Annotated in this window: 12 protein-coding genes and 1 tRNA gene; 10 read left to right on the top strand and 3 right to left on the bottom strand. The window is 52.5% G+C overall.

Annotated features, from left to right (window positions below; translation table 11 throughout):
* Positions 1-85 precede the first annotated feature (85 nt).
* Complete coding sequence (locus ACP5D4_RS10690) at positions 86-2,341, bottom strand: RelA/SpoT family protein (RefSeq protein ID WP_428011615.1); 2,256 nt, start codon at positions 2,339-2,341, stop codon at positions 86-88.
* 289 nt (positions 2,342-2,630) lie between these two features.
* On the opposite strand from ACP5D4_RS10690, the gene patD reads away from it, so the two are divergent.
* From patD to patX, 8 genes are all read left to right on the top strand, one after another.
* Complete coding sequence (gene patD / locus ACP5D4_RS10685; protein ID WP_428011614.1) at positions 2,631-2,972, top strand: heterocyst frequency control protein PatD; 342 nt, start codon at positions 2,631-2,633, stop codon at positions 2,970-2,972.
* Between the two features lie 82 nt (positions 2,973-3,054).
* Complete coding sequence (locus ACP5D4_RS10680; RefSeq protein ID WP_428011613.1) at positions 3,055-3,630, top strand: zf-TFIIB domain-containing protein; 576 nt, start codon at positions 3,055-3,057, stop codon at positions 3,628-3,630.
* Positions 3,631-3,791: 161 nt separating this feature from the next.
* Positions 3,792-5,450: a dipeptide ABC transporter ATP-binding protein gene (locus tag ACP5D4_RS10675; RefSeq protein WP_428011612.1), complete on the top strand. Its 1,659-nt coding sequence runs from the start codon at positions 3,792-3,794 to the stop codon at positions 5,448-5,450.
* Between the two features lie 300 nt (positions 5,451-5,750).
* Positions 5,751-6,911 carry a patatin-like phospholipase family protein gene (locus tag ACP5D4_RS10670; RefSeq protein WP_428011611.1) on the top strand — a complete coding sequence of 387 codons (1,161 nt, stop codon included), beginning with the start codon at positions 5,751-5,753 and terminating at the stop codon, positions 6,909-6,911.
* Positions 6,912-7,142: 231 nt separating this feature from the next.
* A complete protein-coding gene (locus tag ACP5D4_RS10665; protein ID WP_428011610.1) occupies positions 7,143-7,838 on the top strand; it encodes a calcium-binding protein in 696 nt (231 codons plus the stop codon).
* A gap of 24 nt (positions 7,839-7,862) precedes the next feature.
* On the top strand, positions 7,863-8,822 hold the full coding sequence (locus tag ACP5D4_RS10660; RefSeq protein WP_428011609.1) for a glycosyltransferase family 2 protein: 960 nt from the start codon (positions 7,863-7,865) through the stop codon (positions 8,820-8,822).
* 42 nt (positions 8,823-8,864) lie between these two features.
* Positions 8,865-9,608: a phycocyanobilin:ferredoxin oxidoreductase gene (locus tag ACP5D4_RS10655; protein WP_428011608.1), complete on the top strand. Its 744-nt coding sequence runs from the start codon at positions 8,865-8,867 to the stop codon at positions 9,606-9,608.
* 120 nt (positions 9,609-9,728) lie between these two features.
* Positions 9,729-9,902, top strand: a complete 174-nt coding sequence (gene patX, locus ACP5D4_RS10650) for a heterocyst-inhibiting protein PatX (protein WP_428011607.1) — start codon at positions 9,729-9,731, stop codon at positions 9,900-9,902.
* Positions 9,903-10,096: 194 nt separating this feature from the next.
* Here patX and ACP5D4_RS10645 read toward each other — a convergent pair whose 3' ends face one another.
* The gene (locus tag ACP5D4_RS10645; protein WP_428011606.1) at positions 10,097-11,863 is read right to left on the bottom strand and encodes a metallophosphoesterase family protein; all 1,767 of its coding nucleotides are present in this window, start codon (positions 11,861-11,863) and stop codon (positions 10,097-10,099) included.
* A gap of 242 nt (positions 11,864-12,105) precedes the next feature.
* Positions 12,106-12,179 (bottom strand) — tRNA-Pro (locus ACP5D4_RS10640).
* A gap of 44 nt (positions 12,180-12,223) precedes the next feature.
* Here ACP5D4_RS10640 and ACP5D4_RS10635 point away from each other — a divergent pair.
* Together ACP5D4_RS10635 and ACP5D4_RS10630 are read left to right on the top strand one after the other, a co-directional pair.
* Positions 12,224-13,078: a PD-(D/E)XK nuclease family protein gene (locus ACP5D4_RS10635; protein WP_428011605.1), complete on the top strand. Its 855-nt coding sequence runs from the start codon at positions 12,224-12,226 to the stop codon at positions 13,076-13,078.
* Between the two features lie 49 nt (positions 13,079-13,127).
* A complete protein-coding gene (locus tag ACP5D4_RS10630; RefSeq protein WP_428011604.1) occupies positions 13,128-13,457 on the top strand; it encodes a hypothetical protein in 330 nt (109 codons plus the stop codon).
* Positions 13,458-13,610 lie beyond the last annotated feature (153 nt).

Genomic DNA, 13,610 nt, shown 5'->3' with positions numbered 1-13,610 from the left:
AAAGCGAGACCTCGTAACAACGAGGTCTCGCTTTCTCATTTGAGAGTCAGTTATCGATCTGAGAATTTACACCCGATGTTTCAAGTCACCTGTGCATTTCCCCCAAACGCCGCAAGTTGAGAACATCGCTCATTTGGCGGATTTGAGCGAAAGTTCGATCGAGCTGAGTTCGATCGCGAATACCGATTCCCAAATCGATAATGGCAGGTTTTCCGTCGCTAGTTCGCACCTGGGCGCTGTGGACGTTGATATTATTGTCCTTCAACCGCGAGAGAATATCGTTGAGAACCCCCAGGCGATCGAGAACTTCGATCGAAACATCCACCGGATAAGTCTGAGCGCGTCCGTTAGGATGAGAACTGTTCCAACTCACCGGAACCAAACGTTCCCCCGGAATCGAAGCCACGTTCGGACAATTTTGTTGGTGAATCGAAATCCCGCGATCGCTCCGCGTCACCACACCAATAATCGGTTCCCCCGGAACCGGTTTACAACATCCCGCGATGTGGTACACCATCCCCTCAACCCCTGCAATGGGCGATTTACTGGTCGTAGACTCAGGAACGTTCCCCGTCGCCAGGGACAGCGTTTGTTCGAGAGTTTTCGGCGTTTCAACCACCTCTTCTCGCGCTTTCACCGCATCTTGCAGGCGGTTCACCACCTGATTGAGCGTGACTTCTCCATATCCCAACGCCGCCAACAAATCATCGACACTTTGATAATTGCAGCGTTCGGCCACTTCCTGCATCGGTTCGGATTTGAGTAACGCCTCGAAGCCGCTCTTTCCGAGTTCTTTTTCCAGCATTTCCCGCCCTCGAGACAGATTTTCGTCCCGGTGCGATCGCTTGTACCACTGACGAATCCGATTTCGGGCGCTCGGCGTCACCACACAGTTGAGCCAATCTAAACTCGGATGGCTGTTTTTCTGAGTCAGAATCTCGACGATATTGCCGTTTTCGAGACTTGTATCCAACGGAACGATACGTCCGTCAATTTTCGCCCCCGCGCAGTGGTTGCCCACTTCTGTATGGATGCGATAGGCGAAATCGATGGGCGTCGCCCCCTGTTTGAGGGAAACCACATCGCCGTTGGGCGTAAAAACGTAAACGTCGTCTTCAAACAGATTGTCTTTAATACTGTCGAGATATTCCTGAGCGTCTTTGAGATCGCTTTGCCATTCCAGCAGTTGCCGCAACCAGGTAAATTTCTCGTCTTCAGCGGTCCATTGCGACTGCACCGAACCGCATTCCTTATACTTCCAATGAGCGGCGATCCCGTATTCGGCGATGTGGTGCATCTCGTAAGTGCGAATTTGCACCTCAATGGGGCGTCCGCCCCGCCCGATCACGCCCGTATGTAAGGACTGGTAGCGGTTGGGTTTAGGCAAGCCGATATAGTCTTTAAACCGACCGGGAATCGGGTTGAAGGCATCGTGAACCACCGCTAAAGCGCGATAGCATTCATCGTTGGTATTGACCACGATGCGCACGGCAGCGATATCGTAAATTTCGTTAAATTCCTTGCGCTGTCGCTGCATTTTGTGAGCGATTCCGTAGAGGTGTTTCGGACGTCCGCTCACCTCGAATTGGGAAATTCCCGTTTGCTGGAGTCGCTCTTGCAAAACGGAAATGACCGATTGAATGCGGGCTTCGCGATCGGCCCGTTTGTCGGTGACGAGTTCTCGAATGTCTTGATAGGCTTCGGGATCGAGATATTTAAACGACAAATCTTCGAGTTCCCATTTGAAGCGTCCGATCCCCAGACGGTTGGCGAGGGGGGCGAAAATATCGAGGGTTTCTCGGGCGATGCGTTTTTGTTTTTGAGGGGGAAGGTGGTGCAACGTCCGCATATTATGGAGGCGATCGGCCAGTTTCACCACGATTACGCGGATATCTCGCGCCATCGCCAGGAACATTCGCCGGAAGTTCTCAGCTTGGCGTTCGGTTTTACTGGAAAAGTTGAATTTCGAGAGTTTGGTGACGCCTTCGACGAGGCGGCGCACTTCTTCCCCGAACCGTTCTTCAATTTCCTCGGGGGTGACGTCCGTATCTTCGACGACATCGTGGAGGAACCCCGCCGCGATGGTGGCACCGTTGCCCCCCAAATCCCGCAGCAAACCCGCCACCGCCACGGGATGGGCGATGTAGGGTTCTCCAGAGGCGCGACATTGCCCTTCGTGCAGGCTGTAGCCGAACTCGAAGGCGCGTTTGACTAAGTCGGTTTCTTCTGGGGACAGGTTGCTGACGAGTCCGTGGGGATCGTCGCCGCGTATGCAGGCGTCGAGCCAGTCTGGAAGGTCGATCGAAAGGTCGAAGCTACAAATGGGAGATGCTACGTTCATCGGGTCAAGTTAGGCGAACGAGTAAGGGAAAGTTTGGAGACTCAGTAGATGCACGAGTCTGCCAGGTTTGCTGTATTGCAAGATACAAAATATAAACTTTTTGATAAAAAAGCGAACGGGATTGAGACGATTGGCGATCGAATACGCTCGATCGCGTTGGTATGTGTATGGATCTTAGAGAGAAATCCGCCGATCGCCGCCTCCCTTAAGACGGCCTTTAGAATATCTTAACTTTTGTAACGCCTAGAGTACCCTAAGTGTAGCAATCTAGACAAATATCGTGCCAGTTATGTCAAGCGATCGTTACCAAAAACTCGTCCGAGAGATCGATCGACTCGCCGAGAGTCTAGACGAAGAGCGATCGCCTCTAGTTCCAGAGGTGACGCGGCTGCAAAGCTGGTTTCAAACGGAGATTCTCGGGGCAGATTTCGCCGATCTCGACCGTCGCCGCCAGTCTTACACCACCGAAATTCACAAGCAACTGCGGTTGTTGGCGACCGATGCGGCGTTTTTGCAGTCTGCGCGACAGGAGACGAAGCAGGCGCAACGGCGATCGCAAATCCGCGATCGCCTTTCGACGATACGTCGCTACTGCAACGTAATTTTGGGAAAAGACGAAGAACAACAATAGAAGCGTTGCCCGAGTCCCACAATGCGCGATCGCACAATGCGATGATAGATCGATGCACGCGAGAAGCCCGTCAACAACGATTATGCAATGTCCGAAAGACAAAACCTCGACCCTGGTTGAAGATACCCTCGAACCCGGCTTGACAGTAATGCGATGTCCGAAAACCGGGGGCGTCTGGCTCGATCGCGAAAATTACGAACGCTGGAGATCGCAGCAACCCCAACCGGAATTCGACCTCGAAACCCTGTCGCAACAACTAGCCGACATCGACTTTCAACCGCCCCCAACCGATGCCAAAGCCGCCCTCTGTCCCGACAGCGGCCGCATTATGACCCGGGCCCGCGTCGATGCGCCCAAGCCGTTTTACATCGAACGCTCTCCCTTCAACGCCGGAATCTGGCTCGATGCTGGAGAATGGGACATCCTGAAACATCTCGGATTGCACGTTCAGATCGATCGACTCTTTTCCAGTTCTTGGAAATCGCAACTTCGCGAACAACACCAAGTGGAACTGCAACGAGACGCCATCATCGACAAACTCGGAGAAGAAGTCGCCGAACAAGTCTTCGCCCTCGCCGACACCCTCAAAAACCATCCCAACGGCGATTTCGGCGTCGCCTATCTCATGCAGCAGTTCGATGAAGGGATGATGGGATGATGGTGCGATCGGGATGATGGGGTAATGGGAAACTTTCTCCTGACTTCCTCAACTATCGATCTATTCACCTCCTCATCCCATCACCTCCTCATCCCATCACCTCCTCATCCCATCATCACCCCATTCCATCATCACCCCATCCCATCATCTCCTCACCTCCCATGAACCCCGAACCCATCTTTCGCGTTGAAAACCTGCAAATTGCCTATCCCCTAACCGGCGACGGCGGCGATCCTCAATGGGCGGTTGATGGCGTGTCATTTACCCTCGCCCCCGGAGAAAGCCTCGGACTGGTGGGAGAATCGGGCTGTGGAAAATCCACCATCGGACGGGGGGCGATGCGGTTGCTTCCTGAAGGAAGTCAGGTTCGGGGCGAAATTCGCTTTCGGGGCGAGTCAGTATTCGCTTTCGAGGGCGATCGATTGCGAAAATTTCGCGGCGAAGCCGTGGCGTTAATCTTCCAAGATCCCATGACGCGCCTCGATCCCCTGATGACCATCGGCGATCATTGCATCGAAACCCTAAAAGCCCATCGTCCCAATTTAAGTTTCAAACAGGCGAAAGCCAAAGCCCTCGAAACCCTCGAAGCGGTCAACATCCCTCAAAACCGCTGGTCGCAATATCCCCACGAATTCAGCGGCGGAATGCGCCAACGGGTGGCGATCGCCCTGGCGTTACTTCTCGATCCCAAACTCATCGTCGCCGACGAACCCACCACCAGCCTCGATGTTACCGTCTCCGCCCAAATTCTCGAGGAATTGATGCGCTTGTGTCGGGAACGAGAGTTAGCCTTGTTGCTGATTTCCCACGATTTGGCCATGGTGGGGGAATATTGCGATCGCATCGCGGTGATGAACGGCGGAAAAATCGTCGAAACCGGACAAACCCGCGAGGTACTGCGCCACCCGCAACATCCTTATACGAAATCTTTACTCAACGCAGCGTTGCACGTGCAAACCATTGATGACGAACCGATCGCCGATAAGGAATTCCCACTGTCGGAACGTCCGCCGCTTTTGCAAGTGCGCGATTTGCAACAACACTACAGCTTGGAACGCAATCTTCTCGAACGGCTGTTTTCCAAATCCCAAGACCTCACCATTAAAGCCGTCGATGGCGTCACCCTGGAACTGTACCAGGGGGAAATCTTGGGACTGGTGGGGGAATCGGGATGCGGGAAATCCACCCTGTCGCGCACGATTCTGCAATTGGTGAAACCCACGGGGGGAACGGTGGAATTTCTCGGACGGGAGTTAACGCAACTCTCGCCGAAAGCGTTGCGACAACAGCGGCGACAGATGCAAATGGTGTTTCAAGATCCCCACGCTTGCTTGAATCCTATGATGACGGTGGGCGACAGTCTCGCCGATCCTCTGTTCGTGCATCGCCTCGCGACGCCGTCTCAGGCGAAAACTCAGGTGTTGGAGATGTTGGAACGGGTGGGATTGACGCCAGCGGCGGCGTTTGCGCGGCGGTATCCTCGGGAACTTTCGGGGGGACAACAGCAACGGGTGGCGATCGCGCGGGCGTTGATGACGCGCCCGCAGTTGGTGGTTGGCGACGAACCGGTGAGTATGTTGGATGCGAACGTGCAGGCGCAGGTGTTGGAGTTGATGCTTCAGTTGAAGGAGGAGTTCGATTTAACTTATTTGTTTATTACTCACGATTTGTGGGTGGCGCGGTTTTTGTGCGATCGCATTGCGGTGATGAACGCCGGACAAATTGTCGAACTCGGGCGAACGCGGGAGATTTTCTCGACGCCACAGCATCCTTATACGAAACGGTTGTTGGGGGCGGCGCCGTTGTTGGTGCGGGGTTGATGGGGGGCGATCGACCCCAGCCCGGGTTAAGTAACGAGACGTAACAATTTCTGGATTTTTCGATCGATCGAGCTAAAATCGAGTCGAAATTCCAAGTTTCACAAGTTTCACAAGTTTCAAAAATTTTGAATTTATCGCTATCGTCAATTCAGAATGGATAGCTAAATTTTTATTTTTTAGAATACCGAAAAAGCGGTCGATCGACCGATGGTTTTATGAGTTTAGGCTTTTAACTTTTAAAAATTCAACAGTTTGGACTGTTATTTATCGTTCGTTGTTTGACCAAAGGAGGGGTAAAAAATGTTACGTCGCGAAAATCTCGAGCGTCCCAAACGCCTGCTTTCAATCGACGGCGGTGGTATCCGAGGCATTATCGCCGCACAAGTATTATTAAAAATCGAGTCGATTTTATGCGAACCCGACGATACCCCTTGGAACTGTTTGGGAGACTACTTCGATTTCATTGGTGGAACCAGTACGGGATCGATTCTCGCGGCGGGTTTAGCCAAAGGAATGAAAGTCCAAGATTTACTGAATTTGTATGTCGATCGCGGTCAAGATATCTTCTCCCGAAACTGGCTCATCGGTCGCCTTTGGTCGAAGTATAGCGCCAAATCCCTCGAACGAAATTTAAAAGAAGTGTTTGGCAACATGACCTTGGGTTCGGATGAATTGAAAACCCTACTGTTAGTCGTTGCTAAAAACGTCACAGATGCACGAAACTGGTTTTTTGTCAACTCCCCGAACAACAAATTTTACAACCTCAACAAAGACATTGAATTATGGAATTTCGTCCGAGCCAGTACCGCCGCCCCGACGTTTTTTCCGCCCCATGATTTCAAAATTGACGGTCAGCCTTACGAATTTATCGACGGCGGCATGAGTATGTTTAACAATCCGTCGTTTCAACTGTTTTTAGAAGCCACCAAAAAAGATTACGGTATTGGTTGGGCGACCGGAGAAGAAAATATCTTATTAATTTCAGTCGGAACGGGATTTCGCATTGGGAAAATTCCGTTTCAAAACGCCAAATGGTACACCATTGTCGATTGGGCGGGCTACGCCGTCAGTACGTTAATGGAAGACGCCAACGCCCAACAAAATTTCTTGATGAGTTTGCTCGCCCGGACTTCCGACGCCAACCAAAACACCATCCGTCAAGAACTCGACGCCGTAGCCGTTCCCCAATTCCAACAAATCGAAGACTTAGCCTCTGACGGACTTCCGCCGGATACCACAGGAATCCTGGCTCGACTCTCGAACTTACTGACATATCATCGCTACACCACCGAGTTTACCTCCAGGCGGTTTCGCGAGTTAGGACTTTCGGGGATCGATCCCGACGAAGTAGCCCCGATGGACGCCGTGAAGGAAATCCCGGCGTTACTCGAGATAGGAGAAGCCATCGCCAACGAACAAGTTCAAAAAGCCGATTTCGAGCGTTTCCTCCATCCCGATTAAGCCAAGTCGTCTCGAGGAACTGGACGTCAGCAAATCGCATCCCGAGAAACCCGGTATCTCCAAGATCCCGGGTTTCTCAAGAGATAAGATAGACGAGCGCAATCGCCGATCGATCGACTCCCAGGAGCCAAAAAAACGACCGTCACGTTCGACGTTTACTAAACTTCAGTCAACGGCTAGTATGACAGAGGTTTAAAACCTTTTAAAGTGACAAAAAACGGTACGACGTTCATGGCGTTTTCAACGATCGAACTAGGAAGTCAGTACGACTTCGCTATCCTCGGAACAGACAACGATACCCTTAACCTCAGCGAACTTCCCGCGAACGAGGCAGCTCTCCTCAGCGAGTCTCCCGGTATCGATGTTATCGTCGGTCTCGGCGGCAACGATAACATCTTCGACGACGACTCCGATCGCATTTTATTCGGCAATACCGAAAACGATATCCTCGACGGCGGCGCCGGTGCTGATACGATCGCAGCCGGACAAGCGGCCGATTTCGTTGTCGGAGGAGCAGGAAACGATATTCTCTTCGGAAATTTAGGAAACGATACCCTATCCGGCGGAGATGGTAACGATTTCATATTTGGCGGACAAGACGCCGACTCGCTCATCGGCGAAAACGGTAACGACTCGTTATCTGGCGATCGCGGCGAGGATATCCTGCGAGGTGGCGCAGGCGACGACGTATTAACAGGAGGACAAGGAAACGATCGCTTCGTTTTTGCCCCCGGAGATGGTACGAACAATATCATCACGGATTTTGAAGACGGCCCCGATAAAGTGGTCTTAACCGGCGGTCTCCAGCGAATAGCGTTAGGTCAAGAAGGCGAGAACGCCGTGGCCACGATCGACGATCGGGTTCGTATTGTCTTTGTGGGACTCGATCCCGCCCAACTCGACATTTTCGACTTCACTCGCAGTTAAGCGATCGACCCTTACCATACTTCTATGTTTTTTAGCGTCGTCGTCCCCACTTACAACCGCCTGCCCATTTTAACAAAGTGCTTGCAGGCCATCGAAAACCAGCAGTTCCCCCAGGATTCAATTGTGGCGGGATACGAAGTTATCGTGGTGGACGACGGCTCTACCGATGGCACCTGGGACTGGTTAACAGAAAACATTGAAAACTTTCCCCACATCAAACCATTTCGTCAAGACAATTCCGGCCCGGCGGCGGCGAGAAATTTAGGTCTCGAACAGGCCATTGGCGATACCATCGTCTTTATCGACAGCGATTTAGTCGTAACTGAAACCTTTCTGCAATCCCACGCCGAAGGCTTGCGGCGAGGACAGCAACAACTCGGTCACGATCGACTGTTTACCTACGGCGCCGTCATCAACACCAGCAATTTCGACGATCCCACCAGCGAACCCTACAAACTCACAGATTTTTCAGCGGCCTATTTCGCCACGGGAAACGTCGCCATCCCCCGCCGCTGGTTGGAGGAAGTCGGGCTTTTCGATACGCGATTCCGTCAGTACGGTTGGGAAGATCTCGAGTTGGGGGTTCGTTTGAAAAAACTGGGGTTGAAACTGGTGAAATGCCCCGAAGCGGCGGGTTATCACTGGAATCCACCCTTTGGTTTAGACCGACTTCCGGCGGCGATCGATCGCGAAATTCAACGAGCGCGAACGGGGGTGTTGTTCTATCAAAAACATCCCACCTGGGAGGTGCGGTTAATGGTGCAAATGACGCCCCTCCATTGGCTGTTGTGGGGAATCCTCTCCTTGGGCGGACGCCTCAACGAACGCACCCTTTCGGGACTGTTGCAACGGCTGATCGATCGCGGACAGCCTCGATTGGCGTCGGAAATTTCGCGAATTTTTTTGAACTGGTACAACGTCAAAGCCGTGTACGCCGCATACAACGAGGCGAAACGGTCGGGGAACGCCTTCAGGGTAAAATAACAGGGATAAATTTCTCCTTAGTTGTAAAGTTTTTTTTTAACGATGACGATTGCCCCTGAGTCTTCCCTTCGATCGCAACAACATCGCCTCATCCACAAACTCGCCGATGCGATCGAAGCCACCTGGCACCAACAACTCGACCTGTCGCCGTACCAACTTCCCGAAGATTTGGGCTACGTGGAAGGACGACTCGAAGGCGAAAAACTGACCATCGAAAACCACTGCTACCAATCCCCCGAATTTCGCAAAATGCACCTGGAACTGGCGAAAGTCGGCAACAGCCTAGACATTCTGCACTGCGTCATGTTTCCCCGTCCCAACTACCCGATTCCCATGTTCGGAACCGACTTAGTGGGGGGACGCGGCCAAATTAGCGCCGCCATCGTCGATTTATCTCCCACCACCGCTGATTTAACCCTGTCGGACAACTACCGCAGCGCCTTACAAGCCTTACCGAAAGCGGAATTCGCACAACCGCGAGACCTTCCCCCCTGGGGCGACATCTTCTCCGAATTCTGTTTGTTCGTGCGTCCGGCGGACGAAGCCGAAGAAACCCGGTTTTTAGAACGAGTCACGGGTTATCTGACGGTTCACTGTCAGCAAGCCAAGGCGACGACTCCCGTGTCTCCCCAGGAAGAAGCGCAAGTTCGCGCCGGACAACAGTATTACTGTACGAAACAGCGCCAGAACGATAAAACTCGCCGCGTGTTGGAAAAAGCCTTTGGAGAAAGTTGGGCCGAACGCTATATGACGACCGTCTTGTTCGACCTTCCGCCGGAGGGTTAACCGAACCCGAAAGGGCGGTTCGTGCGATCGAAAAATTCTCGGTATCGAATCGTTTTCTCCGGATAGAGCCGAAATTGATGCGTACTTGGAAATAGAAACTCAAAGAAGGGATTCTATACCATGCGCATCTATAGCTCGATCTTGCTGTCTAGCTTACTGTTGGTCGGTTTTGCCGCCAACGCCCGGGCGATCGAATCGGTATCCTCGAACGTTCGTGTTGACAATTCTATTGAAGTTTTATCGACTGATAAAAGTAACACGGATACCGTACCGCACCGGGGTAGCGGTCGATAAAACTCAGGTTCAACAGGAGTTGAACTAACTTCTCAAATGCTAGGTATCCGTATTAAAGTCGTCGCTTTAATACGGATATTTTTTATTTTTTCGGGTAGGATTTGCGTATTTATATGGGGGATATATCGATCGATATCTGTAAATTTTCAGAGACTCGGTGTTTTTGAGAACCCGAATTTTTCACCACAGTCCTATTAACGAACTGTGAGTTGAAACTCGTCGAATTTCCGCACGTCCGACTCGGGATTTCGCGTGTCGAAGTAATAACTGGTCACCGTACCCGTTTCCGTCTCGAAGATGCTAAAAGCGGTGATATCGTTGCTGGCAATATAAGGCAGCGGTTCGCCGACTTCGTTTTTCAAGGGTTCGATCGAAGGAAACACCGGTTCTAACCCGTAAGGATCGCCGGTGGCCGCATAGTTGGGATCGTTGTCTCGCGGCACCTTGCGGGTTTGAGTTTTCCAAAAGGCGCCGTAGCTGTTGCCCACGTTCGACGACTCCAGATAATGGGTTCCAGCAGGGCTGAGGAAGCGATTCCACAGGTGAGAATGACCGAAATACACCAGTTGCACCCCCGCCGCTTCCAACAAAGGCAGTACGTCTCGCTGTAAATAATCGTTTTCCTTGGGATATTCGTAGCGAACGGCGGTAACTTTCCCCGTCTCGTCGCGATCGATCTGCGGAACGGGGTCAGTATAGGCCGGAACGATGTTTCCCCCGAGAGTATGAGGCGGATGGTGAAACATCACGATTTTATACTTGGCCGAGCGAAATTCCGGACTGTTGAGTTCCTTCACCAGCCATTCGTATTGAGGACTTCCTGGTTCGATCGACTCGAAGATATGCTGTCCGTATCCCCATTTCGTCGGATCGTCGAGATCCTCGGTGCGTTCCTGATAGCGTCCCTTAATCGTCTCGTCCGTTTGCGGTTTGCGCCAAACGTTCGTAGCGTACAGCACCACCAAGCGCAGGTCGCCGAAACTGCTGGCGTAATAGGTTTTCCCCCCCGGATCGCTGTGGGGAATCGAAAAGATTTCCTCGTAAGTGTCGGTATTGAACGAATTGGCTTTCACCCAAGCTTGGCGCACCTGGGGATCGTCGCCGATGGCATTTTCCTCGTAGCGTTCCTTGGCAACGCGGCGGGGAACCGCATCGTTAAACTGGGCGTGGAGGGGCGTTTCGCCGCTGTAGCGTCCCATGACTTCGTGGTTGCCGATAGTGGGAAACAGCGGTGCGTTCTGCACGATCGCCGCCCCGCGATACCGCGTCACCCTGCCGTTTTTCTGCAAGTCGTAATCAGCGTATCCTTGCAAACAGGGGAAAAAGGCGTTTCCGTTGTCGCTGTCGAACCATTCCGAAGCGCGATCGGGAATATTAACCAGATCCCCCGCGTGAAACACGGCATCGACCTGTCCGACTGTTTCAGCCACTTTCTGCAAGTTCGCCGCCGTCATCGGCATCAGTTGGTGATCGGATGTTAAAAGAATTTTCAACGGCGTTCCCACCGCCGGGGCAGCAAACAGCGTAAATTCTTCACTGGAGAGGATTTCGCCGTCTTCTCGCTGGCTGCTGACGATGTAGGGAATCCGTTGTCCTGGGGTTAGCCCTCGAATTTCGGCTTCGTGTCGCCAAATCTCGCGGCGAGTCGGAGTTGCCAGGCTTTCAGTGTCGGGAAGGTTCGAGTCTTTATCTTCCCGAGTTCGGGTGAGGCGAGTTGTGTTGGCGAGTTCCGTGTGGTTGTTGGCGGTGACGGTATGGCGCAAGCCGCGAAATTCGGTAAACCAGACAACGCGCACCGATGTAGCGGTGGGAAATTGAAGGAAGGGATCGGTGAGAAAGGGGGATTGATCGGGCATGGTAGTCGTCGGGGTGGGAGCTTCTCGAACGGCGACGGACAGGATGATTACGAATCCCGCGATCGCCAGGGTTAGGACGAGAAGATAGTACCGCAAGACAGACATGGTGGTGGTGGGGGTGAGGGGACGATCGGTCTGGAGGAGATGAGCGGTGAGTGGCAACGGTGAACATTGTCCAGCCCCGTCACACACCCTTGTATGTTGGCGGTGTACGTGGTCGCTGCGTGACGATTTCTCGGTTTCAGGTTCGACATCCTATTTTTCAAGTCACACACCCTACCACTGCAAAAAGCCTACTCGATCTCGCTGGAGATGAGTAGGCTTTTCAGGGGATATTCGATCTGCAATCGGAGCGGCGGGATTTGAACCCACGACCCCCACTACCCCAAAGTGGTGCGCTACCAAGCTGCGCTACGCCCCGTTGACAGGTTACTATCATAGCACACTGAAAAATTTTGGCAACCCATGTCTGAAAAAATTTCTGAATTTCTGCCGAGGAGAACCCACGCCGAACGAGAGGGAGAGGGGATTTGGCGGATTGCTCAACATCATTTAAATTTGTGGGAAATTTGTCCGCGCCTGTTTCAGGAAAAGGTTCTCGAACGTCGCGAACCGCCGTTGGAAGCCGAACACCGGGAAGCGCAGATGGCGGGGAATCGTTTTCACTTGCTGATGCAGCAGCGAGAATTGGGGTTGCCCATCGATCGATTTTTGGAAGAAGAGCCTCGTCTGGGACGGTGGTTGCAGAATTTTTTGGAAAACGCCCCAGTTCTGCTGTCGCCGAATCCTCTCGACGTGGCAGCCGAACGGCGACAAGCGGAACACGAACGAACGCTGAGTTTTCAGGGGGTGTTGTTGGTGGTTCGGTACGATTTGCTGGTGTGTCGCGATCGCTCGGCGCAAATCCTCGATTGGAAAACCTATCCCCGTCCGAAAACGCCGAAATCCCTGGAGAAAAACTGGCAAACTTGGCTTTATCCGTTTGTTTTAGCTGAAACCAGCGAGTACGACCCGGAAGATATTTCTATGACTTACTGGTTTACCGAATCTCAGGCAGAGGCTTCAGAGGGAGACGAACCTCAATATTGGCAGTTTGCCTATTCTCAGGAGAAACACCGCCAGACGCGACAAAGACTGACGAGGTTACTGGCGCAGTTTCAGGAACGCTGGCAAGCCTATCAAAAGGGAACGCCGTTTCCCTCGCGATGGCAGTTAGGACGAACCGACTGTCCGAAACAAGACCACTGCGTCTGTCCCCACGGCGAGGATTCTCAAACACACCGTTGGTCTGTGGCGGATATTCCCGAAGTCTCCATTTAAAGATAAGGTAGACTTCGTTGTGAAAAATGGAGAGCGCGAGCGTTAATCGGTGAAGTACTTTTTCTTGTCTGAAGGATGGACGGTTTCTCGGGTTTGGGGAACGCAGGGGTTATGGAACGTGACGGCATGGCGCAGACAACCCGATATCCAACGTTTGAATCTTTGTATTATCGAGCGGGACGAGCGGCTGTGGCTCCATCAAGTCGAAGATGCTGTGTTGATGGTGGAGGTGCGCCCTCAAGCCGATACGAACGGTTTGACCATCGGCCACGTGGTTCTCAAACGGTTGATGGACGCCGAAAAAGTCATCGAACGACTCTGTACTTCTTTTGCCACCTGTCAGTTGGGCCATTTCGAGACCGAACGATCGATCGAATAACCGATGCGGTCTCGTTCGGCCGGCTTCAGAGCGATCGCCGTTTTCGGTGCGATCGCTCTTCCGTTTTGAGGCGTTCTCGGACAGGGTTCGCGACGATCCCCGCGAGGTCTTCTTGCACAAAAAAGTAAATTCGTCAATTTTATGTATTAAAAA

Source organism: Baaleninema sp., assembly GCF_049974805.1.
In the GTDB taxonomy this organism is placed as follows: Bacteria; Cyanobacteriota; Cyanobacteriia; order Cyanobacteriales; family Geitlerinemataceae; genus Baaleninema.
Note: the sequence above shows the minus strand (reverse complement) of the source record. Positions and strands in the feature narration are given on the sequence as shown.